Origin of the sequence: Vagococcus sp. WN89Y (genome assembly GCF_052220145.1) — a bacterium.
Taxonomy (GTDB): Bacteria; Pseudomonadota; Gammaproteobacteria; order Enterobacterales; family Enterobacteriaceae; genus Kosakonia.
The window spans coordinates 49,661-72,241 of sequence record NZ_JBQPOM010000011.1 but is presented as its reverse complement, the minus strand read 5'-3'; the positions used below and the strand labels follow the sequence as shown (position 1 = coordinate 72,241).

The 22,581-nt window shown below is 52.3% G+C and carries 23 protein-coding genes and 3 tRNA genes; 17 read left to right on the top strand and 9 right to left on the bottom strand.

The window, feature by feature from the left end; all coding sequences use genetic code 11:
- Positions 1-28: 28 nt before the first annotated feature.
- The 3 genes from yjjG to ACTU3N_RS02180 are packed head-to-tail and all read right to left on the bottom strand — an operon-like array spanning position 29 to position 1,579.
- The gene (gene yjjG / locus ACTU3N_RS02190; RefSeq protein ID WP_443084492.1) at positions 29-727 is read right to left on the bottom strand and encodes a pyrimidine 5'-nucleotidase; all 699 of its coding nucleotides are present in this window, start codon (positions 725-727) and stop codon (positions 29-31) included.
- Positions 728-756: 29 nt separating this feature from the next.
- Entirely contained in the window at positions 757-1,197 is a 441-nt protein-coding gene (rimI, locus tag ACTU3N_RS02185) for a ribosomal protein S18-alanine N-acetyltransferase (protein ID WP_443084491.1), read from the bottom strand.
- Positions 1,166-1,579 (bottom strand): DNA polymerase III subunit psi, encoded by a 414-nt coding sequence (locus ACTU3N_RS02180; RefSeq protein ID WP_443084490.1) that lies wholly within the window; start codon positions 1,577-1,579, stop codon positions 1,166-1,168. Before ACTU3N_RS02180 ends, rimI begins: the two co-directional genes overlap by 32 nt.
- 335 nt (positions 1,580-1,914) lie before the next feature.
- On the opposite strand from ACTU3N_RS02180, the gene rsmC reads away from it, so the two are divergent.
- The 4 genes from rsmC (at position 1,915) to ACTU3N_RS02160 (ending at position 3,431) form a co-directional block, all read left to right on the top strand.
- Positions 1,915-2,943, top strand: a complete 1,029-nt coding sequence (gene rsmC / locus ACTU3N_RS02175; protein WP_443084489.1) for a 16S rRNA (guanine(1207)-N(2))-methyltransferase RsmC — start codon at positions 1,915-1,917, stop codon at positions 2,941-2,943.
- Positions 2,944-3,110: 167 nt separating this feature from the next.
- Positions 3,111-3,197, top strand: a tRNA-Leu gene (locus tag ACTU3N_RS02170).
- Between the two features lie 28 nt (positions 3,198-3,225).
- A tRNA-Leu gene (locus ACTU3N_RS02165) sits at positions 3,226-3,312 on the top strand.
- A 32-nt stretch (positions 3,313-3,344) separates the two neighbouring features.
- Positions 3,345-3,431, top strand: a tRNA-Leu gene (locus tag ACTU3N_RS02160).
- A 40-nt stretch (positions 3,432-3,471) separates the two neighbouring features.
- On the opposite strand, the gene ACTU3N_RS02155 is transcribed toward ACTU3N_RS02160, so the two are convergent.
- Complete coding sequence (locus ACTU3N_RS02155; RefSeq protein WP_443084488.1) at positions 3,472-3,741, bottom strand: DUF1435 domain-containing protein; 270 nt, start codon at positions 3,739-3,741, stop codon at positions 3,472-3,474.
- Between the two features lie 260 nt (positions 3,742-4,001).
- Here ACTU3N_RS02155 and ACTU3N_RS02150 point away from each other — a divergent pair, with 260 nt between their 5' ends.
- Both ACTU3N_RS02150 and fhuF read left to right on the top strand, forming a co-directional pair.
- Positions 4,002-5,048 (top strand): GGDEF domain-containing protein, encoded by a 1,047-nt coding sequence (locus ACTU3N_RS02150; protein ID WP_443084487.1) that lies wholly within the window; start codon positions 4,002-4,004, stop codon positions 5,046-5,048.
- Between the two features lie 74 nt (positions 5,049-5,122).
- Positions 5,123-5,911: a siderophore-iron reductase FhuF gene (gene fhuF, locus ACTU3N_RS02145; RefSeq protein WP_443084486.1), complete on the top strand. Its 789-nt coding sequence runs from the start codon at positions 5,123-5,125 to the stop codon at positions 5,909-5,911.
- A gap of 27 nt (positions 5,912-5,938) precedes the next feature.
- Here fhuF and ACTU3N_RS02140 read toward each other — a convergent pair whose 3' ends face one another.
- On the bottom strand, positions 5,939-7,279 hold the full coding sequence (locus ACTU3N_RS02140) for a PTS sugar transporter subunit IIC (RefSeq protein ID WP_443084485.1): 1,341 nt from the start codon (positions 7,277-7,279) through the stop codon (positions 5,939-5,941).
- Positions 7,280-7,618: 339 nt separating this feature from the next.
- Here ACTU3N_RS02140 and ACTU3N_RS02135 point away from each other — a divergent pair, with 339 nt between their 5' ends.
- Positions 7,619-8,077 (top strand): YbaK/EbsC family protein, encoded by a 459-nt coding sequence (locus ACTU3N_RS02135; protein ID WP_443084484.1) that lies wholly within the window; start codon positions 7,619-7,621, stop codon positions 8,075-8,077.
- Between the two features lie 42 nt (positions 8,078-8,119).
- Here ACTU3N_RS02135 and bglJ read toward each other — a convergent pair whose 3' ends face one another.
- Together bglJ and ACTU3N_RS02125 are read right to left on the bottom strand one after the other, a co-directional pair.
- The gene (gene bglJ, locus ACTU3N_RS02130; RefSeq protein WP_443084614.1) at positions 8,120-8,734 is read right to left on the bottom strand and encodes a DNA-binding transcriptional activator BglJ; all 615 of its coding nucleotides are present in this window, start codon (positions 8,732-8,734) and stop codon (positions 8,120-8,122) included.
- A gap of 11 nt (positions 8,735-8,745) precedes the next feature.
- Complete coding sequence (locus ACTU3N_RS02125; protein ID WP_443084483.1) at positions 8,746-9,468, bottom strand: helix-turn-helix transcriptional regulator; 723 nt, start codon at positions 9,466-9,468, stop codon at positions 8,746-8,748.
- 543 nt (positions 9,469-10,011) lie between these two features.
- On the opposite strand from ACTU3N_RS02125, the gene ACTU3N_RS02120 reads away from it, so the two are divergent.
- The 8 genes from ACTU3N_RS02120 (at position 10,012) to opgB (ending at position 16,717) form a co-directional block, all read left to right on the top strand.
- On the top strand, positions 10,012-10,788 hold the full coding sequence (locus ACTU3N_RS02120) for a threonine/serine ThrE exporter family protein (protein WP_443084482.1): 777 nt from the start codon (positions 10,012-10,014) through the stop codon (positions 10,786-10,788).
- Positions 10,779-11,252, top strand: a complete 474-nt coding sequence (locus ACTU3N_RS02115) for a threonine/serine exporter (protein WP_443084481.1) — start codon at positions 10,779-10,781, stop codon at positions 11,250-11,252. Before ACTU3N_RS02120 ends, ACTU3N_RS02115 begins: the two co-directional genes overlap by 10 nt.
- A 49-nt stretch (positions 11,253-11,301) precedes the next feature.
- On the top strand, positions 11,302-11,760 hold the full coding sequence (locus ACTU3N_RS02110) for a MarR family winged helix-turn-helix transcriptional regulator (protein WP_443084480.1): 459 nt from the start codon (positions 11,302-11,304) through the stop codon (positions 11,758-11,760).
- A gap of 80 nt (positions 11,761-11,840) precedes the next feature.
- On the top strand, positions 11,841-12,269 hold the full coding sequence (locus ACTU3N_RS02105) for an organic hydroperoxide resistance protein (RefSeq protein ID WP_443084479.1): 429 nt from the start codon (positions 11,841-11,843) through the stop codon (positions 12,267-12,269).
- A 107-nt stretch (positions 12,270-12,376) separates the two neighbouring features.
- Entirely contained in the window at positions 12,377-12,916 is a 540-nt protein-coding gene (dnaT, locus tag ACTU3N_RS02100; RefSeq protein ID WP_443084478.1) for a primosomal protein DnaT, read from the top strand.
- A gap of 2 nt (positions 12,917-12,918) precedes the next feature.
- Positions 12,919-13,656: a DNA replication protein DnaC gene (gene dnaC, locus ACTU3N_RS02095; protein WP_443084477.1), complete on the top strand. Its 738-nt coding sequence runs from the start codon at positions 12,919-12,921 to the stop codon at positions 13,654-13,656.
- A 73-nt stretch (positions 13,657-13,729) separates the two neighbouring features.
- The gene (locus tag ACTU3N_RS02090) at positions 13,730-14,218 is read left to right on the top strand and encodes a DUF2501 domain-containing protein (RefSeq protein ID WP_443084476.1); all 489 of its coding nucleotides are present in this window, start codon (positions 13,730-13,732) and stop codon (positions 14,216-14,218) included.
- A gap of 207 nt (positions 14,219-14,425) precedes the next feature.
- Positions 14,426-16,717, top strand: coding sequence for a phosphatidylglycerol--membrane-oligosaccharide glycerophosphotransferase (opgB, locus tag ACTU3N_RS02085; protein ID WP_443084475.1), 2,292 nt, complete (start codon positions 14,426-14,428; stop codon positions 16,715-16,717).
- Here opgB and ACTU3N_RS02080 read toward each other — a convergent pair.
- Together ACTU3N_RS02080 and tsr are read right to left on the bottom strand one after the other, a co-directional pair.
- Positions 16,692-17,534 (bottom strand): GNAT family N-acetyltransferase, encoded by an 843-nt coding sequence (locus tag ACTU3N_RS02080; protein WP_443084474.1) that lies wholly within the window; start codon positions 17,532-17,534, stop codon positions 16,692-16,694. The two genes, opgB and ACTU3N_RS02080, sit on opposite strands and share 26 nt — an antisense overlap.
- Positions 17,535-17,620: 86 nt before the next feature.
- The gene (gene tsr, locus ACTU3N_RS02075; protein WP_443084473.1) at positions 17,621-19,294 is read right to left on the bottom strand and encodes a methyl-accepting chemotaxis protein; all 1,674 of its coding nucleotides are present in this window, start codon (positions 19,292-19,294) and stop codon (positions 17,621-17,623) included.
- A gap of 301 nt (positions 19,295-19,595) precedes the next feature.
- Between tsr and ACTU3N_RS02070 the strand changes: the two genes are divergently transcribed.
- Both ACTU3N_RS02070 and ACTU3N_RS02065 read left to right on the top strand, forming a co-directional pair.
- Positions 19,596-20,138: a hypothetical protein gene (locus ACTU3N_RS02070; RefSeq protein ID WP_443084472.1), complete on the top strand. Its 543-nt coding sequence runs from the start codon at positions 19,596-19,598 to the stop codon at positions 20,136-20,138.
- Between the two features lie 234 nt (positions 20,139-20,372).
- The gene (locus ACTU3N_RS02065; RefSeq protein ID WP_443084471.1) at positions 20,373-22,526 is read left to right on the top strand and encodes a carbon starvation CstA family protein; all 2,154 of its coding nucleotides are present in this window, start codon (positions 20,373-20,375) and stop codon (positions 22,524-22,526) included.
- Positions 22,527-22,581: the final 55 nt, after the last annotated feature.

Genomic DNA, 22,581 nt, shown 5'->3' with positions numbered 1-22,581 from the left:
ATTGTACTCAACGGCTGAATGCAGACAATCAATGTTTACACAGGAGTTGCTCCAGTTCGTTCAGGGACGCCACGGTCCAGGTCGGGTTGATGCCGTCCGGCTGCGGGCGATGGTGTGCGTTTAGCCAGCAGGTCGACAGCCCCGCGTTGATGCCGCCCAGAATATCGGACTCAGCCGTATCCCCCACCATTAATACACGAGAGCGTTCCGGGTTACCGGCTTGCGCTAAAGCATAATCGAAAATTTTCGGGTCGGGTTTTGCTACGCCAACCTCTTCGGAGATAACCAGCAAATCGAAATAGTCGCGAAAGCCCGTGCGCTCCAGGCGAATTTGCTGCAATGCGGTAAACCCGTTGGTGATAATGCCCAGTTTCACCTTCCCTTTCAGGCTTTCCAGTAATGATGCAGCGCCTGGCAGCGGCGCACAGATTTCGGCCATTGCGTTAAGAAAGGCGTCGTTAAGAGAACCAGCATGCACGTTTAAGCGCTCCGCCCAGCTTTGAAAGCGCTGGTGTTGCAATTGCAACGCGGTGATTGCCCCGTTCTGGTAATCCACCCATAAGGGTTTATTCACCGCCTGATACTCAACAAAATCCTGATCGGTGAATGTCACGCTATAGTCGAGAAACATCCGTTGTAAGCCGCCGAAAGCGTCAAAAGTAAACAGCGTTTCGTCAGCATCAAAGAATATCCAGTCCCATTTCATTACATCACCTTCTTTATTCATATTTTCGTCTGGCCTTTTACGACGCCATGCTACAGCGGCAGGGCCATAATGATGGCGTCTTCGCGCCCCTCAGCTGTGGGGTAATAATTGCGCCGGATGGTTGCCTCATTAAAACCTAAGCTTTCATACAGCGCGATAGCCCCTTTGTTGGATGCCCGCACTTCCAGCCAGAGCGTCAGTACGCCGCGCGTTTCCAGCTCGCGAATCAAATGCTCCAGTAACTGGCGGCCAAAGCCGCGACGCTGACAGGCGGGATCGACCGCGATGTTGAACAGCGTGGCTTCATCCAGTACCACTTGCGTAATGGCAAAGGCCACCATTTCATCATCAACCGACAGGCGGTAATTGAGGTAGCGATCGCCCTGGTTGCTGGCAAAGGTTTTTTCGCTCCACGGAAAAGCGTGGGCGCGTGTTTCGATTTGCCATGCGCGGGGTAAATCAGTCGCTTCGAGGATAGAAATCGTGTTCATGTTCGCAGATCTGTTGCCATAACGCGGCGCGGGCCGCAGGATTAGTGCGCAGTTCATCACAGTCCGGCGTCATCACCTGCGCGCCGGCCAGCGGTTGCGGTTCCTTGACGCCGAGCCACCAGCTATTGCAGCGACTCCCTGCAGGCAGCATTGCAACGCGATCCGGCGTCAGTTGCAGCACCTGCTCTGGTGGGACAGTTAGCGCTCGCAGCACATCGCTAACCAGCGGGTCGTTCAGCGCAGGCAGCGTGGAGGAGACCATGACCAGGCGGATATGCGCGGGTAACGAAATGGCGATTTCGCCCTGCAACGCCGCCGGGCGGCGCAGAGTCCACTGGGTAATGCCCAGTTGCTGTAGTTGCCAGTCGCGTCGGGAAGTCATAGCGAAACACTCCTGTGAGTCAAGCGGGCAAATATAACAAACTCAGCGATTATGCGCCATTGGAAGCAACAAGCGAACGCCGCGCCCTTTCAGGTGCTGGCAAGGATGGATATCTCCGGGAGTTACATCAGTAGAAGACGATGCCAACAAAGAGGCAGCGCGGAGGATAATGCGCCAATACACGAAATCATTTGCGTTGCATCGCGGCGGCAAGGATGAGTATCCCCGGGAGCTTACATCAGTAAGTGACCGGGGTGCGAAGACGACGCCAACAAAGAGGCAGCGCGAAGGATAATGTGTATAATCGCCGCCTGAGTAAAATAAGGAACCACACCATGTCTGCTTTTACCCCGGCAAGTGAAGTCTTGCTGCGCCACAGTGACGATTTCGAACCGAGCCGCATTCTGTTCGCCGGTGATTTGCAAGATGATTTACCCGCGCGTCTGGACACCGCCGAGAGCCGTGCCTGGACGCAGCAGTTTCACCAGTGGCAGACCTTAAATTCCCTGATGGGTGAACGTGCGCATTATAGCCTCGTGGCGGACAGCGCCACCGTGGGCGATTGCGATACGCTTGTCTATTACTGGCCAAAAAATAAACCGGAAGCGCAGTTCCAGCTGCTTAATTTACTCTCTTTGCTGCCTGTCGGCTGCGATGTTTTTGTCGTTGGCGAGAACCGTAGCGGCGTACGTAGCGCAGAACAGATGCTGGCTGAGTATTGCCCTTTAAATAAAGTAGATAGCGCGCGTCGCTGCGGTTTGTATCATGGCCGCCTGGAAAAAATACCGGCATTCGACGCCGAAAACTTCTGGGGCGAATACAAGCTGGATGCATTAACGATAAAAACCCTGCCTGGCGTGTTCAGCCGCGACGGTCTGGATGTGGGGAGTCAGCTGTTGCTTTCAACCCTGACACCCCATACGAAAGGTAAAGTGCTGGATGTTGGCTGCGGTGCGGGCGTGCTGGCTGCGGTACTGGCAAGCCACTCGCCGAAAGTACGCCTGACGCTGTGTGATGTCTCCGCGCCAGCGGTAGAGGCCAGTCGTGCGACGCTCGCCGCCAATGGCTTCGAAGGCGACGTTTTTGCCAGCAATGTCTTCTCGGAAGTAACCGGGCGCTTCGATATGATAATCTCCAACCCGCCGTTTCATGACGGTATGCAAACCAGTCTTGAAGCAGCCCAGACGCTGATTCGTGGCGCGGTGCGGCACCTCAACAGCGGTGGAGAGCTGCGTATTGTTGCTAACGCCTTCCTGCCCTACCCTGACGTGCTGGATCAAACCTTCGGTTTTCACGAAGTCATTGCGCAAACCGGCCGGTTTAAAGTCTATCGTACGGTGATGACCCGCCAGGCGCTGAAATAATTTTCCCGTCCCGGCAACCCCTGCCCGCCGGGACGTTATTTCTCTCGTGGCACAGCGCCCATTTTTACAGCAATTAGCTAAAGCCTGCGCAATTAACTATTGACGAACAGCTGAAAACATCTAGAATGCGCCTCCGTGGTAACGATACTTCATAGTATCGATGGTATGCGAAGGTGGCGGAATTGGTAGACGCGCTAGCTTCAGGTGTTAGTGTCCTTACGGACGTGGGGGTTCAAGTCCCCCCCCTCGCACCATAATCCACGTTGATATTGCTCGCACTGGGCGAAGGTGGCGGAATTGGTAGACGCGCTAGCTTCAGGTGTTAGTGTTCTTACGGACGTGGGGGTTCAAGTCCCCCCCCTCGCACCAACGAGGCGATATCAAAAAAGTAAGATGACTGTGCGAAGGTGGCGGAATTGGTAGACGCGCTAGCTTCAGGTGTTAGTGTCCTTACGGACGTGGGGGTTCAAGTCCCCCCCCTCGCACCAGATATCTTAACCACTTCTTCAAAACTTCCCTGTCACATCATTATTTTAAATTCAGCAACAGCAAAAGCATTCCACCAATCAGCGCGACGCCTGACGGCAATAAAATAAAGTGCCGTAAACGTTTATGGTAAAGCATTGCTGGCGTTAGCAGTAATCCGAGCACGATAACGGTTCGCAAAGCATTTTCAGACAGCCCTGCCAGCACTAGCATCACACCGATAATGCCTGGTAAAACCATCCCCCATACACTTCCCAGCGCCCGCTGCAACATGATTTTGTCTCTCATATCGATAATGATAACCAATATCATATGACATTGATTATCATTTGTCAGCACAGGTAAAACAGTTAGCTATTGAGATAACTCATCTTCTGATGACATGAATTCATTAAGGTGATAAATTAAGCGACACTTAAATAACAATCAAAAAACGCTAAATTATGTAGTAAGTAATTTTCTCGCGTTACTTTTATTTTTTGCAGTTAATGCATTGATTTCATATGGATAAATAACCATTTTTCGTTATGACACTACAAACATGGCAATCCCTATGTGACAAGAAATATCGTTTGTCGTTGCGACTATTTCTCCTGCTCAACGCAATTTCGGCTCTGTTTACCCTGGCATTTCCCTTATACACCCAACTTGCTTTCACGCTTCCCATCTCTATTATTTTTGCGATGGGCGTACTGCTACCGATATGGCACCGGCGGTATCCACATAAAAAACTTAAACTCACGCTGATCTCACTGCTCTTTGGCTGCCTGTGGGCGTGGCATGTGCTGCTAAAAGCCAGAGCAATACACGACAATATCTCTGTTTATCTGTTAGTTGCGCTGTTGACGGTGCTGTTTATCGGCGCGATCGCCTTTTCGAATAATATCCTCGCCTTTCTGTTTCACGCTCTGCCGGTATTCATCATTTGCCTGTGGTTGAATGGCGCTGAGCACGCCTTGAGACTGGTTTATACCTTCGCCCTGCCCGTATTAGGGATCGCCATCCAACATGCTATCCAAAAGCGTAACGACAATTTTGCCCGCGATCTCATGCACCAGCTGATGCAGGAGCAAAAGGCGCTCAATGATCTGAGTATGCTCGATCCCCTTACCGGATTGTATAACCGCCGCGGGATGCAGAATAAGCTGGATACTGTGCTGGCGCTGGATGGTTGCCCGCGATATATATTGCTGCTCGATATCGATCATTTCAAAGCTTATAACGATCACTACGGGCATATGATGGGCGATCAGGCGCTGATCCGTGTTTCAGCAGCGCTGCGCGATGCGGTGCACTCACGGGATATTGTCGCGCGTTTTGGCGGCGAAGAATTTATGATCCTGATAAATAATAGTGATAAGGAATATGCCCGCCTTGCCGCTGAGCACATCCGCCAGCAGGTTTATAACCTGAAGATCCCGCATATGTTTAATGAACGCGTCGCCACTAATGTGACGGTCAGCATTGGTATTGCCCAACTGGTAGAAGGCGATATTGATAGCGCACTCGCCCGGGCCGACAAAGCGTTGTATGAAGCCAAACATTTGGGGCGCAATAACATCCTCGTAAGTGAAGAAGAACGACCTGCAACAACTCCCTGCGCACTAACTTTACGATAAAAATCTTGCTATCGTTTTTACCTCTGGCTAGGATTGGCAATCATTATCATTTAGATTTCTAATTCGCTGAGCCTATGGCATACCGTACCGCGTCAATCGCTGAGAAAATTATCTGGCGGAGCAGCCTCATCAATGAGAGCGACTCGCTGGCTAATACCGTGCGCGAAACCATTGCCAGCACCCGTGAACATCTGCTTGATTTTATACGTCTGAACGAACCCGCGCCCTGGCAGGCTTTACCGCTGGCGCAATGGTCACAACCGGCATCGCTGCAGTCCTTGCTTGCAATCTACTCTGATCATATTTACCGCAATCAGCCGACACAACCGCGCGAGAACAAGCCGCTGTTATCGTTATGGGCGCAGTGGTATCTCGGTTTGCTGGTGCCCCCGCTGATGTTGGCGCTGCTTAGCCAAAAAAGAGCCATCGACCTTTCTCCTGAGCATTTCCACGTCGAGTTTCATGAAACGGGCCGCGCCGCCTGTTTTTGGCTGGATGTTCATGAGGATGAGCAGTTAAGCAGGCAAAACGATGCTTCGCGCATGGCGGCGCTCACCACGCAGGCTATGCTCCCCGTTGTGCAGGCGCTGGAAGCCACGGGCGATATCAACGGCAAGCTAATCTGGAGCAATACCGGTTATTTAATCAACTGGTATTTGGGAGAAATGCTGCCCTTGCTGGGTGAAGCGCGCGTTGCTGCGCTGCGTCAGAGCTGCTTTTTTGAAAAACAGCTGCCTGATGGTAGCGATAATCCATTATGGCGCACCGTCGTATTGCGTGACGGCGCGCTGGTACGGCGCACCTGCTGCCAGCGTTATCGCCTGCCGGACGTGCAGCAGTGCGGTGACTGCACGCTGAAATAAAGGGCGAAAAGCGCGCCCTTTTTCTGTTCAGGCTATCTGTTTCTCTTCTTCCGCGCGCTGAAGTTCATCGGCTTCCTGTTCCAGTAGCTGTTTTTCATACACCTTAAAGAACGGGTAATAGATAACTGCAGATATACACGCAAGCAATACTACCAGGATAGCAGCCCGGAAATCCCAGCCAAGCGCCCATGCGCCACCAATCGGTGCGGGAGCTGTCCAGGGCACAACAGAGATGACCCGGCCAATCAAATCCATTTTCATTGCTGCCCAGGCGATAATTGCGTTGATAGTGGGAGCCAGCAGGAACGGGATAAAGAACACCGGGTTCATAACGATGGGCGTGCCAAAAATCACCGGCTCATTGATGTTAAAAATGCTCGGCACCACGCTTAGCCGCCCAATCGATCGCAGATGTACCGAACGGCTACGCAAGTAGCAAAACACCAGCCCCATCGTCGCGCCGGAACCGCCTACCACGATAAAGAACGTCCAGAACGCTTCCATAAAGATATGCGGCAGCGGAGCGCCCTGAGCCAAAGCGCCCTGATTGACGCCGAGGTTGGTTAGCCAGAACATTTGCAACATACCGGAGACAATGGCCGCGCCATGAATACCGGCAAACCACAGCAAATGACCGATAATCACCGCCAGCAAAATTGCCGGCAATGAATCCGCCGCCGCCACCAGTGGTTTGAACAGCGCCATAATCGCCTGCGGGATCAGCATGCCGAACTGCGACTGAATCAGCAGGCTCAATGGATAAAGCGTCAGCACGACCACCAGCACCGGGATCAATAAATCAAACGAGTTCTTGATCATCGGCGGCACCTGATCGGGCAGGCGAATACCGATATTGTGCGTTTTCAAAAAACGCATCATTTCCACACAATAAATCGCGACGATAATTGCCGTAAAAATCCCGGTACCGCCGAGGCTGTCCACTGGAAGCGTACCGTTAGTTTTCGGTGCCGCTACAAGGAAAAAAGCCATCAGCGCCAGCATTGCACACATAAACGGATCCAGCTGATGCGACTTCATGTAGTGCTTGCCGAGATTGTAAGCAATAGCCGCACAGATATAGATAGACATGATGCCCATCGTCATATCAAAAGGCGTGAGAATGCGCCCTTCATATTCCTTTGCAAGATCCAGCCAGGCCCGCGCGAAGCCCCAGGTGGTATCCGGCGAAAAGGGGGGATAAGCAAAAACCAGTAAGAAAGACCCAACTATCATAAATGGCATCGCTGAAATAAAACCATCGCGGATGGCCATCACATGACGCTGGGATGAGATACGCCCGGCTATCGGGCTGACATAGTTTTCGATAAACCGAAAGATCAGGTTAAACGCAGCATGGTTAGCAGACATAGCGGCTCTCCTGTCAGGCAAGCAAAGTCAGCGCAACAGCGAATGTTCTGCCGTGCGGCAATCCGTTTTTTAACGATAAAACCATGCGGGTGTTTGCACCTGCATTACTGCTTTGTAGGGAACGTTTCATAGACGGCTCTTTTTTAGTTATCGGGTCAGAAGGAAGTGACGAGTTCAGTATTAACCCGCGCAGTTATCCCTGCAACCGGTTACGGTAACCGGTTTCCGTGATTGTGAAGGCGATCCAGATTCTGATAGTAAGGGCTTTGTTATGTCGGGATATTTACAGGGATGACAGGCTTGTGACAGATTAATGTCGGCCTTAAGCAGGAGAACATCATGAGTTTGCAGTCCGTGCGGCAATTTTTTGCCGACAATGCCCCCGACATCGATATTATTGAACTGAACCAAAGTACCGCCACCGTCGCGCTGGCTGCCGCCGCGCATAACGTAGAACCTGGGCAAATTGCCAAAACGCTGTCACTGAAAGTGAAAAATGACATTATCCTGGTCGTGGCGAAAGGCGATGCGCGCCTGGATAATAAAAAGCTCAAAAATACCTTTGGCGCAAAAGCGCGCATGCTGAGCAGTGATGAAGTCGTAACGATTACCGGTCATCCGGTGGGCGGCGTGTGCCCGTTTGGGCTGGAAAACCCGCTGGCTGTTTATTGTGATGTGTCGCTGAAACAATATCAGGAAGTGTTACCAGCAGCGGGAGCAACCCATAGCGCCGTGCGTATTTCACCAGAGAGAATGGCACAGCTCACCCATGCGAAATGGGTGGATGTCTGCCTGTAATGACCTGCGCCAGACAGCTTCTCTGGCGCCGTTAAACTGCTTTTAATTTGCACGTAACCCACACTCCGGAGGGATCCAGGTCAAAATATCCGCAGCATCCAGCAAACCGACATCTGATGTCACGCCAAGTTTTGCCATCACGTTAAATTTATGCGCGCGAATTGTTTTGACATTACGATCCAGCTGCGAAGCGATTTCAGCCACCGAAAAACCGCGCGTCATAAAACTGAGAATCTGCCGCTCCGTTGGGCTGAGCATACGGCACTGGCTTACATACCAGTGGTTTAACATATTCTCATGCAGACGACGGGTATCGCCAAACTGCGCCACAAGCTGCTCCAGCAGCACGGACAAGGACGACGTTTTGCTCAGGATGCCATGAGGGCGCGAGGGGGAAAGCAGCCCCACCAGCCGCGCCTCCCGATCATCTTCCACCAATACGATACGCTGAACGCCAGGATGAGATAAAGAAAGCAGATACATACACTTCAGGCATTCACGCCTCTCATCCCGTTGCCCGGAAAGTGAATAAATAACTGAAAAAAATGGTGTTTGTTTTAGAGCCATCCGAAAAGCTGAGTATTCTTTAAAAAAATGAAAAGAATATTGGCTTATAGTGGATTCATTAAATAAGTGTCGTAATCCAACCTCACTCATCATACATTTTACTATGATGGCAACATTTCTTTTCTTGCCATTATTTTCCATTCGCTCTGCTCCCCAAATGCTGAGCCTAAATTCAGCTCGTTCAGCCCCTGCGCACTATTAATCCATAAGTACAAATCTGCATTGGTGCGCAGAGCTAAACGCCGCATAGCACTATTTTTTTGCGCACTTATTGTTTTGTTGCTTTTTTTAAGCAACATAGCAATTTGGTTTATTCCCCACCCTTTCCCAAGAAGCCGTAACACTTTCCTTTCAGAGAGTGTTAGTTTTTCACTATCAATCAGATTTTTATCGGCTTCATAGCTTCCCGCCGTCAAAAGCGTCTGGCTAATTCTGTCTGCATCTTCCTGCCCGCCACGAATGGCATTAATGACACCTTCGACCGGTTCCACATCAGACAGCAGCGACGTTTGTGGGCGCATCAGAAGCTCCACGGCAACCGGGTAAAGGTGGCGTGAGACAAAGAAGATCCAATGCGTGTTTTCGCACTGTGAAAGCAGCGAATAATATTGCTGACAGCATCTGCGCGCATAACGCTGATCTCCAGATAAATCGGTGATAATCAGCTTCGCACACTTTAATTGATGAAGCGTTATCTCCTCTATACTTGAATAAAAGGATAATTCATACTCGGGAAAATGACGTTCAACTATTCCGCCGATCCCGGCCCTCAGCACAGGTGTTTTACTTATAATAATCCCATGTTTACTTCCACGTGATAGCATGAAACCTCCGCTCCCTTTTGCGAGTTCTATCAATTCTCGGTAAGACTATTTACCCGATAAAGCAGGTAACGTAAAAATCGCTACGCCGTGCCCAAATAAACCGTCGAAAAATTGGTAATATGTATGATTAAAAAAAGCAAATATAACCTGCGAAAATTATAGTATTGCCGGGACTCGTGTCAACATAACACAACGACCTTTCAAATTCTCAATGCATTATTGAAAATAAAATAAGAAATTAAAAATAATCAACCCGTGTATATTTAAGATTAAATCAATTTGTTTAATAAATAATTAAGATTAAAAAGCGGTTAACTTAATCATTATCCTTCACTGCTCTTCATTCCGGGCGCTGCTTTTATCACCGTTATAAAATTTGAAATGTCACCTTAAATATCGATAAGATCGCGCAGAAAAAGTTTATCTTTGCCGTTTTGCACAGTTTTTGATCTGCTTCAGCGTCACTTTGTAGCCTGGTTGTGCTACAAGTAACTTTTGCGTCTCATTCTTTACAAGAATCGTTGCAGCACGGTCAGGATAAATATGCAAACAGACCAGACAACACAGCGAGCAATTACACGTCTGTGCATTCAATGTGGCCTTTTTTTACTCCAGCACGGCGCTGAGAGCGCGCTGGTAGAAGAGCTTTCAACGCGCCTGGGTTTGGCGCTGGGCATGGATAGCGTTGAAAGCTCCATCTCTTCCAATGCTATCGTTTTAACCACGATTAAAGAGGGACAATGCCTGACGTCCACCCGGAAAAACCAGGACCGTGGCATTAACATGCATGTAGTAACGGAAGTGCAGCATATCGTGATCCTCACTGAACATAAGCTGCTGGACTTCAAAGATGTTGAAAAGCGTTTTGCTCAGATAAAACCTCTGCGCTACCCGCGCTGGCTGGTCACATTCATGGTCGGGCTATCCTGCGCCTGCTTCTGCAAACTAAACCAGGGCGGCTGGGACGGTGCGTTTGTTGCTTTTTGCGCCAGCAGCGTCGCGATGTATGTGCGTTTAGTTCTGGCGAGTCGACACATGCACCCGCAAATTAATTTCTGCATTACCGCTTTTGTGGCCACGACCGTTTCAGGGTTGATGTTAACGCTGCCTGCATTTGTGCACTCATCAACGGTCGCGATGGCTGCCAGCGTGTTGCTGCTGGTACCGGGATTTCCGCTGATCAATGCTGTCGCTGATATGTTTAAAGGGCACATTAATACCGGGCTGGCGCGCTGGGCGATCGCCAGCTTATTAACCCTTGCCACCTGCATTGGCGTGGTGATGGCGATGACACTATGGGGGCTGCGCGGATGGATATAATTTATTTTATGCTGGCGCTGGTGCAGGATATGGTGCTGGCCGCCATCCCTGCCGTGGGCTTTGCGCTGGTGTTTAACGTCCCTCATCGCGCCCTGCGCTGGTGTGCATTACTCGGTGCGATAGGTCATGGTTTTCGTTTTGTCATGATGCACTGGGGCTTTAATATTGAATGGTCTACATTCGCAGCATCAATGCTGGTAGGCAGTATTGGTATTCACTGGTCACGCTGGTATCTGGCGCACCCAAAAGTGTTCACCGTGGCAGCAGTAATCCCCATGTTTCCCGGCATTTCCGCCTATACAGCGATGATTTCCGCCGTAAAGATAGGGCACTTCGGCTATAGCGAATCGCTGATGATTTTGCTCCTGACCAACTTTCTTAAAGCCTCGTCAATTGTTGGCGCGCTCTCTATCGGCTTGTCGATTCCAGGATTGTGGATTTATCGCAAACGCCCCCGGGTATAAAACGCGCAAAAAATAACTTGCAATTAAATCGTGCACTATCTATATTTTAATGATGAATACGAAATCGAACCCAGCGGCGAATACGCAGCTCGCATTAGACAACCAGTTTTGTTTTGCGCTGTATTCAACAAACCTGGCGCTGCACAAACTTTACCGGCAGTTACTGGCGCCGATGAATTTGACCTATCCGCAGTACCTGGTAATGCTTGTGCTGTGGGAAAAAGACGATATCACCGTTTCCGACATTGGCGAGCGTCTGTTTCTGGATTCCGCCACGCTGACACCACTGTTAAAGCGGCTGGAAAGTGCCGGTATGATCTCTCGCCAGCGCTCCCGCCAGGATGAACGCCAGGTGGTGATTACGCTAACTGAAAGCGGGCGGGCGTTACAGCTGCAGGCCACCAAAATACCTGAGGCCATCAGTTGCGCAATGTCCTGTGATAATGACGCCATACGCGAGATCAAGCAGCAGCTTGAGCAGCTTCGCAACCAGTTTCAGCAGGCTTAAACGCGTTATCAGGCGTTTTTGCCGACAATTAAATCGCACGCTATTTTATAGCAAACACCTAAGATAATAAGGAACCTGTCATGTCATTAGAAAAAGTAGTCTATACCGCAAAAGCGAAAGCCACCGGTGGCCGTGATGGCCGTGCAACCTCTTCCGATGGCGTGCTGGACGTCAAACTCGGCGTGCCGAAAGAGATGGGCGGCGCAGGTGGTGAAGTCACCAACCCGGAGCAGCTGTTCGCCGCAGGATATTCTGCCTGCTTCCTCGGCGCGATGAAGTTTGTCGCCGGTCGTGACAAGTTCACCATGCCGAAAGATGCATTTATTGAAGGCGAAATTGGCATCGGCCCCCTACCGACCGGTTTTGGTATTGAAGCCAAACTGAACATTCACCTGCCGGGGATGGACGCAGAAGAAGCGAAAAAGCTGGTCGACGCGGCGCATATCGTCTGCCCTTACTCCAACGCTACGCGCGGCAACATTGACGTAACGCTGAATATCATCGCGTAACACTCAAGCCGGGGAAACCCGGCTTTTTCATCCTCTACTGCCCCCTTCTTTGCCTGTGGTACTATATGCCACTGTACCTTCGTAGTTATCCTGTTTGAGAATGCGTTATGTCTTCCAGAATCCTGACGTCGAATGTTATCGGCATTGATGAATTTATGCGCGATCACGCCAACGTACTGGCGCGTACGGAAGGCGGCGCCGTGGCCGTTTTTGCTAACAATACGCCTGCTTTTTACGCTATTACGCCTGAGCGTCTTGAGCAGTTACTGGCGCTTGAAGCGCAACTGGCACGTCCGGCGAGCGATATCGCGCTTGATGCGCAATTTTATGAAGAACCGACCGCCGCGCCGGTGAATGTACCGATGGGTAAATTCGCCATGTACCCAGGCTGGCAACCGGATACGGATTTCCAGCGCCTGGCTGCACTTTGGGGCATCGCCTTGTCGCAGCCCGTCACCCCCGAAGAGCTGGCCTCTTTTGTGGCTTACTGGCAGGCAGAAGGTAAAGTTTTTCACCATGTTCAGTGGCAGCAAAAACTGGCGCGCAGCCTGCAAATCGGGCGCGCCAGCCAGAACAGCATAGCGAAGCGCGATATCAACGCGCTTTCAGAACCTGACAATCAAATCCCACCAGGCTTTAGAGGATAAAGATGAAAAACGTCGGCGAATTGATGAAGCGTCTGCAAAAAATGATGCCTGCCAACACGCAACCTGCCTTTAAAACAGGTGAAGAGCTAATGGCCTGGCAGAAGGAACAGGGCGAAATCCGTTCGGCGGCGCTGGAGCGTGAAAACCGCGCCATGAAAATGCAGCGCACGTTTAACCGCTCCGGCATTCGTCCGTTGCATCAGAACTGCTCCTTTGATAATTACCGGGTCGAAACCGAAGGCCAGATGCGCGCCCTGAGCCAGGCGCGGCAATATGTCGAAGAGTTCGATGGCAATATCGCCAGTTTTATCTTCTCGGGTAAGCCTGGAACCGGCAAAAATCACCTCGCGGCGGCCATCTGTAATGAGCTGCTCCTGCGCGGGAAATCGGTACTTATCATTACCGTTGCCGACATTATGTCTGCCATGAAGGAGACATTTGGTAACCGGGAAAGCAGCGAGGAGCAGTTGCTTAACGATCTCAGCACCGTTGATCTGCTGGTGATCGATGAGATCGGTATGCAGACCGAATCGCGCTATGAAAAAGTGATCATCAACCAGATAGTGGATCGCCGCTCGTCATCCAAACGCCCGACCGGCATGCTGACCAACAGTAATCTGGATGAAATGAATAAGTTGCTCGGCGAGAGGGTGATGGACAGGATGCGCCTCGGTAATAGTCTGTGGGTGATCTTCAACTGGGAAAGCTATCGCAGCCGCGTGACCGGCAAAGAGTATTGAGAATTTTCCCCTCCATCGCGCCCCTGCGCCCGGGTATATACTGGGCGCGTTCATTGACTATCAGGATCACGCCATGAAAATCACCACACGCTTGCTTTGCGTCGCTGTTTTTGGCAGCGTCATGCTTACCCCGGCCGCTCATGCTGCCTCATGGCAGGATCAGCTCTCCAGCGCTGCCGGGCAACTTAGCCAGAACAACACCGCGCAACAGGGCGGTTTGTCGCTCTCTTCCCTGACCGGTTTGTTAAACGGCGGCAACCAGGCGCTTAGCGCGGACACCATGAATAACGCGGCGGGCGTGATGAGTTGGTGCGCTAAAAATAAACTCTCCTCGTTAACCAGTACTGAAAATATAAAAAGCCAGGTGATGGATAAGCTGGGACTCAGTACCAAAGAACAGACGCAGGATACCAATTATCTGCAGGGCCTACAGGGCTTGCTGAATACCAAAAACGGCGAGCAGCTCAACCTCAGTAATATCGGCAGCACGCCGCTGGCGGAAAAAGTGAAATCTAAAGCCTGTGATATTGTGCTCAAGCAAGGCGTTAATTTCCTCTCCTGATGCCCTGGCGCCGCGTTTCGCGCGGCGTTTTCCTGCGCATGGCCCTATGCGACAGCGATCACTATTATCCTTTTCTAAACCAATTCTGAATAAACTCACAACAAAGTGACACTACAATTGCAGCTATGTGACATTGCCTTTAAATTATATCCCCGATTACCTATTTCTATCGCCAGTCATATCCCTGGCATTGCTGAGGATTAACGGTTGTCCGAGTTGCTTTCTGTCGCACTGTTTCTCGCCTCCGTGGTCATTTATGCCTGGAAAGCGGGGCGAAATACCTGGTGGTTTACCGCTATCCTGGTCGTTCTTGGCCTGTTTATTGTTTTAAACATCACGCTTTACGCCAGCAACTATTTTACCGGTGACGGTATTAACGATGCGGTGCTCTATACCCTGACCAACAGTCTGACCGGCGCGGGCGTCGGCAAATATCTGTTGCCCGGAGCCGGGCTTGTGCTGGCACTGGTCGCGGTGTTTTGTGCGCTTGGCTGGGTGCTGCGCCGTCGCCGCCATATGCCGCACCACTTCGGTTACAGCCTGCTGGCGTTGGTGCTGGCACTGGGTTCGGTTGATGCCAGCCCGGCATTTCATCAAATTACCGAACTGGTGAAATCCCAGTCGCGTGATGGCGACCCGGATTTTGGCGTCTATTACAAAGAACCGGCGAAAAAAATCCCCAATCCGCAGCTGAACCTGGTCTATATCTATGGCGAAAGCCTGGAGCGTACCTATTTCAACGATCAGGCTTTCCCGGAGCTGGCTCCCGAGCTGGGTGCGCTAAAAAATGAAGGGCTAGACTTCAGCCATACCGAACAACTGCCCGGCACGGATTACACCATTGCAGGCATGGTTTCGTCCCAGTGCGGTATTCCGCTCTTTGCGCCTTTTGAAGGCAATGCCTCGGCATCGGTTTCCAGCTTTTTCCCGCAAAATATTTGCCTGGGCGATATCCTGAAAAACTCAGGCTATGAGAACCATTTTATCCAGGGTGCAAACCTGCGCTTTGCCGGTAAAGATGTGTTTCTTAAATCGCACGGTTTTGACCACCTCACCGGTGCCGAAGAACTGAAAGGCCAGGTAGAGGATCCGGGCTATCGCAACGACTGGGGCTTTTATGACGACACCGTACTCGACGAGGTATGGAAGCGCTACGAAGCGCTGTCCCGCGCTGGCACGCGTTTCTCCCTGTTTGCCCTGACGGTCGATACGCACCACCCGGACGGTTTTATCTCGCGCAGTTGTGAGCGCAAAAGTTACACTTTCGACGGCAAACCTAACCAGTCCTTCAGCGCCGTCAGCTGCAGCCAGCAGCATATCGCCCGGCTTATCAACAAAATCAAAGCTTCTCCCTGGTTTAAAAACACGGTCATCGTTGTCTCATCGGATCACCTGGCGATGAACAATACCGCCTGGAAATACCTTAATAAGCAGGATCGCAGCAACCTGTTCTTTGTCTTGCGCGGCGATCGTCCTGAGCAGGATGTATCAGGAATTAAACGTAGCACCCTGGATAATGGCGCGACGGTGCTGGATATTCTCGGTGGCGATAATTTCCTCGGCCTCGGGCGCAGCAGCATCTCCGGCCAGTCGCTTTCCGGTATTTTCCTCAATATGAAACAGAAAGTGCTGGCGTGGAAGCCGGACATTATTCGTCTATGGAATTTCCCCAAAGAGATGGATACGTTCACCATCGACAGGGACAAAAAGATGATCGCTATCTCCGGCAGTCAGTTCCGCCTGCCGCTGCTGGTGCGGGTGTCGGACAAGCGCATAGAGCCACTGCCGGAGAGCGAATATTCCGCGCCGCTGCGTTTCCAGCTGGCCGATTTCGCCCCGCGCGATAACTTTGTCTGGATCGATCAGTGTTACAAAATGGCTCGCCTGTGGGCGCCAGCGCTGGCGCTCTCCACCGACTGGTGCGTTTCCCAGGGGCAGCTGGGTGGTAAGCAGCAGGTACAGCGGGTCGATAAAGACAGCTGGCAAGGGAAAACGGCATTCAAAGATACCGTGATCGATACCGATCGCTACAAGAAAAACGTCGATACCCTGAAGATAGTCGACGATAACATCCGTTACCAGGCCGATAGCTTTATCTTTAATGTGGCGGGCGCGCCGGAAGAGGTGAAACAGTTTAGCGGTATTTCCCGCCCCGAAAGCTGGGGGCGCTGGTCAAATGCTCAGTTGGGCGAGGAAGTGAAAATTGAATACCAACAGCCGCTGCCGGAAAGCTTTGATCTGGTGATCACCGCGAAAGCCTACGGGCCGAACGCCAACCGCCCGATACCGGTGCGTGTTGGCAACGAGGAGCAGACGCTGACGCTGGGTAACACACTGAGCACTACGACGCTGCGTTTTACTAACCCAGCCCGCAGCAACACGTTAGTTATTGTGCCGCCCGCACCGCAGTCCACCAATGAAGGCAATATTCTCGGTCACTCGCCGCGTAAGCTCGGGATCGGTATGGTGGAAATTAAGGTGGTGAAAACGGCGGGCTGACAGCCTTAAGGCTCGCCCTCATCTCATACTGGCTAATAGCAAGCGTGTTGTAGCCTGCGCGCTGAAACAGCGGCGTAAAAGATTCCGGCACCGAGACCGGCGTGCAAAGCGCTGGAAAGTGCGGGGACAACGCGCGCAGCAGTTCGCAGGCGAAGCCTTTGTGCCGGTACTCAGGCTCCACATAAATAAAGCGGAGCAGTGGTTTATCCTGCCAGCCCGAAACAATCGCGTACGCATGCTTGCGATATTCAAACGCCTTCGCCGGGAGCGACACCGCGGTGAGCGGGTCTATCTGCCACGGAAGCTTGCTACTGCACTCCCCCACCGCTTTTCGCACCACGTCCAGCGGATCGACCTCACTCAACACACTGTGCGCCGGGGCACTTGTTTCCACACACTGGTAGCCACAGAGCAGCCGTTCGATGCTAAAACCCAGCGAGTGGTACAGCGCCTGGCCGTGCAGGTTGTCGCTGGTGACCTCCAGCCACAGCTGCTGCACCCCTTCGGCCATCAGCTCGGCGACTAGCGGCAGCATCAGTTTTTTGCCCAGCCCCTGCCCGCGATACGCCGGGCGAATAGCAAACGCAGCCAGCCGCGCGCTGGTACCACGCCTGGCGACGAGGGCGATAGCTTCCGGCGCGGTGTCGCCTTTCCAGACGCGCGAATCCGCCAGGCTTAAACCTTCAGCAATAAAACGTTGGGCGAATAATGCAGGCGATAAATGCACGGGGATGTGATAGCCCTCAAAGCAATCGCTCAGAATAGTAGCAAGTTGTACAGCGCTAAAATCAGTGGCAGGAACAGCAACAAGATTCATAAAGCTTCTCCGCAGGATGCTCTGTTGAGCATAGCACGGACAGGCTTCAGTAAATTGCGCCCCGCGTGACGAGGCGCAGAGAATGATTAGAAGGTTTCCCAGTTATCACCTGAATCAGTTGCCGCCACTTTTGCGGCAAGCTGCGTTACAGGTGCCGGTTTGACAAAGCTTGATGGCCGGGAGGCAGCGGATTTTTGCTGCGCCTGCATAATGCGGAACACGGCAACGGCCTGCGTCAGGCGGCTGGCTTGCTCTTCCAGCGCCGCAGCGGCAGCGGCAGACTCTTCGACCAGCGAGGCGTTCTGCTGCGTCACGCGATCCATTTCAGCAACCGCCAGACCCACCTGGTCGATGCCACGGCTTTGCTCATCAGACGCAGAGGCAATCTCGCCCATAATATCGGTGACGCGCGTTACGGCGTTGACGATTTCATCCATCGTTTCACCGGCGCTTTCTACCAGCGTCGAACCGACTTCGACACGGCCTACCGAGTCTTCAATCAGGCTTTTGATTTCACGGGCCGCCTGGGCGCTACGCTGGGCAAGGTTACGTACTTCACCGGCAACCACAGCAAAACCACGACCTTGTTCGCCCGCGCGCGCAGCTTCTACCGCCGCATTCAGCGCCAGGATGTTGGTCTGGAAAGCAATACCGTCGATAACACTGATAATGTCGGCGATTTTCTGCGAACTGGCGGTGATATCACGCATAGTTTGCACGACGTTATCCACCACTTTGCCGCCTTTTTGCGCGGTTTCAGAAGCACTCAGCGCCAGGTGGCTCGCCTGACGGGCGTTCTCAGCGTTCTGTTTCACCGTTGCGGTTAACTCTTCCATGCTGGCCGCCGTCTCTTCCAGAGAGGCCGCCTGCTGTTCAGTGCGCGAAGAGAGATCGTTATTACCGACGGAGATTTCGCTGGCACCGCTGTAGATAGCATTTGCGCCGTTACGCACATCGCTAACGGTACGCATTAACTCGCTCTGCATATGGCGCAGGCTGTCTGCCAGCACGCCCATCTCATTGGAACCCTGCACCTCAATGCGCTGCACCAGATCGCCACCGGCAATATGGCGAATGTTGTCGATCAGATGGTTCAGCGGCGCGATCAGCGCACGTTTGATCCCCATCCATACGCCAACTATCACGATCAGCACCACGATAAGTACCGTGATGATCACCCAAATAGCCGATCCGTAAGAGCTTTCGCTATCCGTAACCGCTTCTTCATACATGCGATCGTTTTGCTGTAAATAGTTAACGTATTGCTTCTCAAAATTGTCCTGATAACCCTGGGTAGGCTGATCGAAAAATTCGTTGATCTTGCCTGCGCCAAGCAACTGGATCAGCTCCGCCAGCGCGTTATGGTAAATATCGTACGTACGCTTGATCTCCGCCGCAGCATCGTCGCTCTGGCGCGGATCGCGCGGCAACGCCAGGTAAGCGTTCCACTGCGCTTCCGCCTGTTTCAGCGAGGTGCTGGCAATCTGCATCAGATCGGCAACGGTTGCGCCGCTGCCAATATTGTTCTGATCCATCATGTAGCGGATCCCGGCACGGTTTAACGTATTACGGGTTTGCAGCAGTGCGACCCAGCTGGCATTCAGCGTGGATTGCTGCTGGCGAACCGTCTGCAACACGTTGAAGTTTTCTTTGTCTTGCTTCAATGCATTGAAAAACAAGCCGCCGGAGGTGAGTTGTAAAAGGCCAAATAATCCTAAGACCAGCAATAAGCTGGTGACAAGTTTAATGCGAGTTAACATGCTTTCTCTTTCCTTATAGGTAGTAGGAGGATTTTCGGCCTGGATAAAGAAAACTTTATGGGAGATCGCACTGAGCTTTTGGTTAGGGAAACGCACTGTGCTACTGCGGTATTACATATTCACCAGATAAATATCTTTGATGTAACGCTGACAAACAGAAATGACCTTGTGCTTATGCCAAAAATTTCACTCAAGGAGAGAGATGCTCGGTTATTGATATCATTACTTTGAATGAGGACTTTATTGCTACCGGTTCGTTACGTAAAATAGACTTTTCTCTTTGCTCATCATGGACTTAGCCGTGATTAATCGTGATTTTGATCACCTTTCCACCCTGCTTCAGCTCTTTTTTAGTCGTCAGGATATTCAGCAAAAACTCAACATCATTGACCAGTTCAATATTTCAGGCTGGGAAATCTGGATGCAAATTGAGTTCGCCAATCTTCTGGCGGCAACGGATCATGAGTGGTGGCGCGAACAGACGCTGGGCTGCGATCAGCGTAAAAACCCGGGGCGTTTATCGCTACGCAGCGATTTCCTGTTGCGCAAAAAAGGCTGGGCGCTCGACAGCTACATTGCGCTGGAGGTGAAACAAAATAGCGATCCCACCAGCTGCGTGAAAAATATGATCGCAGACCTGGTCAAATCTGCCAAAATCAAACGCTCACAGCTGGATCTGCGCAGCTTCTGGACGCTCGGCATCACCCGTACTATTGACGCAGAGCGTTTGAATACGCTTATCGATCGCTATCTCAAGGAGAAGTATTACCAGACCAAAAGCCGCGAAAAGCACGTGCTGCTGCAACCTATCGAGCAGACACCGTTTTGCTATATCGTTATATGATCAAGGGCAGACGTCCGTTGCGCAACGCATGCGTGATCAAACTCACATAATTTCCGCCACTTAGCCCTGCCGATAACCGCTCAGTACGCATTCTTTACCGCTTACCCTCCCTTTCTAACCACTCAGCCATTTCGCCGCCGTTTCGCGTGCGCATTTTGTCATCATTAAGGTCAACATACAGGCATTACAACTTCTTACATCCACTTCCTTTTTTCTGACAAAGCCAGGTCTGATATGGATACAAAAAAACTCTTCAAGCACATCCCCTGGGTGATCCTCGGGATAATCGGTGCTTTCTGTTTGTCGGTAGTGGCGCTGCGCCGGGGCGAGCACGTTAGCGCCCTGTGGATCGTTGTCGCGTCCATCTCCGTCTATCTGGTGGCTTATCGCTACTACAGCCTTTATATCGCGCAGAAGGTGATGAAACTCGATCCCACCCGCGCGACACCTGCGGTGATTAATAACGACGGCCTGAACTATGTGCCGACGAACCGCTACGTGCTGTTCGGCCACCACTTCGCCGCTATCGCCGGTGCGGGCCCGCTGGTTGGCCCGGTTCTGGCCGCGCAAATGGGTTACCTGCCGGGCACCCTGTGGCTGCTGGCAGGTGTGGTGCTGGCCGGTGCCGTACAGGACTTTATGGTGCTGTTTATCTCTTCTCGCCGTAACGGCGCCTCTCTTGGTGAGATGGTAAAAGAGGAGATGGGCCGCGTGCCGGGTACGATTGCGCTGTTTGGCTGCTTCCTGATTATGATAATCATCCTTGCGGTGCTGGCGCTGATTGTGGTGAAAGCGCTGGCGGAAAGCCCGTGGGGTGTGTTCACCGTTTGCTCCACCGTGCCGATCGCGCTGTTTATGGGTATCTATATGCGCTTTCTGCGCCCTGGCCGCGTGGGTGAAGTCTCGGTTATTGGTATCGTGCTGCTGGTTGCCTCCATCTGGTTTGGCGGTGTTATCGCGCACGATCCATATTGGGGCCCGGCGCTGACCTTTAAAGACACCACCATTACGTATGCGCTGATTGGTTATGCCTTTATCTCTGCGCTGCTGCCGGTATGGTTGATTCTTGCACCGCGCGACTATCTGGCGACCTTCCTGAAAATCGGGGTGATTGTCGGCCTGGCGCTGGGGATTATGATCCTCAACCCGGAACTGAAAATGCCGGCGGTGACGCAGTATATTGATGGCACCGGCCCGCTGTGGAAGGGCGCGCTGTTTCCGTTCCTGTTTATCACTATCGCGTGTGGCGCGGTTTCGGGCTTCCACGCGCTGATTGCTTCCGGTACGACGCCGAAACTGCTGGCGAACGAAACCGACGCGCGTTTTATCGGTTACGGCGCGATGCTGATGGAGTCGTTTGTGGCAGTGATGGCGCTGGTTGCCGCGTCCATCATCGAACCGGGCCTCTACTTTGCGATGAACACGCCGCCAGCGGGCCTTGGTATTACGATGCCGAACCTGCATGAACTGGGCGGTGACAATGCGCCGATGATTCTGGCGCAGCTGAAAGATGTGACGGCACATGCAGCGGCAACGGTAAGCTCCTGGGGCTTTGTTATCTCGCCTGAGCAGATCCTGCAAACCGCAAAAGATATTGGTGAGCCGTCGGTACTGAACCGCGCAGGCGGTGCGCCGACGCTGGCGGTCGGGATCGCGCACGTCTTCCACAAAATCATCCCGATGGCAGACATGGGCTTCTGGTACCACTTCGGCATCCTGTTTGAGGCGCTGTTTATCCTGACGGCGCTGGACGCAGGTACCCGTGCGGGCCGCTTTATGTTGCAGGACTTGCTGGGTAACTTCGTGCCGTTCCTGAAGAAGACCGATTCGCTGGTGGCCGGTATTATTGGTACCGCTGGCTGCGTGGGTCTGTGGGGCTATTTGCTCTATCAGGGCGTGGTCGACCCGCTGGGCGGCGTGAAGAGCCTGTGGCCGCTGTTCGGTATCTCTAACCAGATGCTAGCCGCCGTCGCCCTGCTGCTCGGCACCGTTATCCTGGTAAAAATGCAGCGTACCAAATACATCTGGGTAACCGTTATTCCGGCACTGTGGCTGCTGCTGTGCACCACCTGGGCGCTGGGCCTGAAGCTGTTTAGCACCAATCCGCAGCTCGAAGGCTTCCTTTATATGGCAAATCAGTACAAGGAGAAGATTGCGGCGGGCGGCAGCGAGCTGACTGCGCAACAGGTTGCTAACATGAACCATATCGTGGTGAATAACTACACCAACGCAGGTCTGAGCATTCTGTTCCTGGTGGTGGTCTACAGCATCATCTTCTATGGCATCAAAACCTGGCTGAAAGTACGCAACAACACGGTGCGTACCGATAAAGAAACGCCGTATGTGCCGGTACCGGAAGGTGGCGTGAAGACCTCTTCGCACCATTAATAGCGCCCCCTCTCAGTCGTGGGAGGGGCAACACACCTCATCGCCCGGCATCTAT

What these genes read in the sequence shown, in the direction of transcription:
- yjjG (WP_443084492.1), bottom strand. Translation starts at nt 727, where the DNA reads ATGAATAAAGAAGGTGATGTAATGAAATGGGACTGGATATTCTTTGAT.
- rimI (WP_443084491.1), bottom strand. Translation starts at nt 1,197, where the DNA reads ATGAACACGATTTCTATCCTCGAAGCGACTGATTTACCCCGCGCATGG.
- ACTU3N_RS02180 (WP_443084490.1), bottom strand. Translation starts at nt 1,579, where the DNA reads ATGACTTCCCGACGCGACTGGCAACTACAGCAACTGGGCATTACCCAG.
- rsmC (WP_443084489.1), top strand. Translation starts at nt 1,915, where the DNA reads ATGTCTGCTTTTACCCCGGCAAGTGAAGTCTTGCTGCGCCACAGTGAC.
- ACTU3N_RS02155 (WP_443084488.1), bottom strand. Translation starts at nt 3,741, where the DNA reads ATGATATTGGTTATCATTATCGATATGAGAGACAAAATCATGTTGCAG.
- fhuF (WP_443084486.1), top strand. Translation starts at nt 5,123, where the DNA reads ATGGCATACCGTACCGCGTCAATCGCTGAGAAAATTATCTGGCGGAGC.
- ACTU3N_RS02140 (WP_443084485.1), bottom strand. Translation starts at nt 7,279, where the DNA reads ATGTCTGCTAACCATGCTGCGTTTAACCTGATCTTTCGGTTTATCGAA.
- ACTU3N_RS02135 (WP_443084484.1), top strand. Translation starts at nt 7,619, where the DNA reads ATGAGTTTGCAGTCCGTGCGGCAATTTTTTGCCGACAATGCCCCCGAC.
- bglJ (WP_443084614.1), bottom strand. Translation starts at nt 8,734, where the DNA reads ATGAGTGAGGTTGGATTACGACACTTATTTAATGAATCCACTATAAGC.
- ACTU3N_RS02125 (WP_443084483.1), bottom strand. Translation starts at nt 9,468, where the DNA reads ATGCTATCACGTGGAAGTAAACATGGGATTATTATAAGTAAAACACCT.
- ACTU3N_RS02120 (WP_443084482.1), top strand. Translation starts at nt 10,012, where the DNA reads ATGCAAACAGACCAGACAACACAGCGAGCAATTACACGTCTGTGCATT.
- ACTU3N_RS02115 (WP_443084481.1), top strand. Translation starts at nt 10,779, where the DNA reads ATGGATATAATTTATTTTATGCTGGCGCTGGTGCAGGATATGGTGCTG.
- ACTU3N_RS02110 (WP_443084480.1), top strand. Translation starts at nt 11,302, where the DNA reads ATGATGAATACGAAATCGAACCCAGCGGCGAATACGCAGCTCGCATTA.
- ACTU3N_RS02105 (WP_443084479.1), top strand. Translation starts at nt 11,841, where the DNA reads ATGTCATTAGAAAAAGTAGTCTATACCGCAAAAGCGAAAGCCACCGGT.
- dnaT (WP_443084478.1), top strand. Translation starts at nt 12,377, where the DNA reads ATGTCTTCCAGAATCCTGACGTCGAATGTTATCGGCATTGATGAATTT.
- dnaC (WP_443084477.1), top strand. Translation starts at nt 12,919, where the DNA reads ATGAAAAACGTCGGCGAATTGATGAAGCGTCTGCAAAAAATGATGCCT.
- ACTU3N_RS02090 (WP_443084476.1), top strand. Translation starts at nt 13,730, where the DNA reads ATGAAAATCACCACACGCTTGCTTTGCGTCGCTGTTTTTGGCAGCGTC.
- ACTU3N_RS02080 (WP_443084474.1), bottom strand. Translation starts at nt 17,534, where the DNA reads ATGAATCTTGTTGCTGTTCCTGCCACTGATTTTAGCGCTGTACAACTT.
- tsr (WP_443084473.1), bottom strand. Translation starts at nt 19,294, where the DNA reads ATGTTAACTCGCATTAAACTTGTCACCAGCTTATTGCTGGTCTTAGGA.
- ACTU3N_RS02065 (WP_443084471.1), top strand. Translation starts at nt 20,373, where the DNA reads ATGGATACAAAAAAACTCTTCAAGCACATCCCCTGGGTGATCCTCGGG.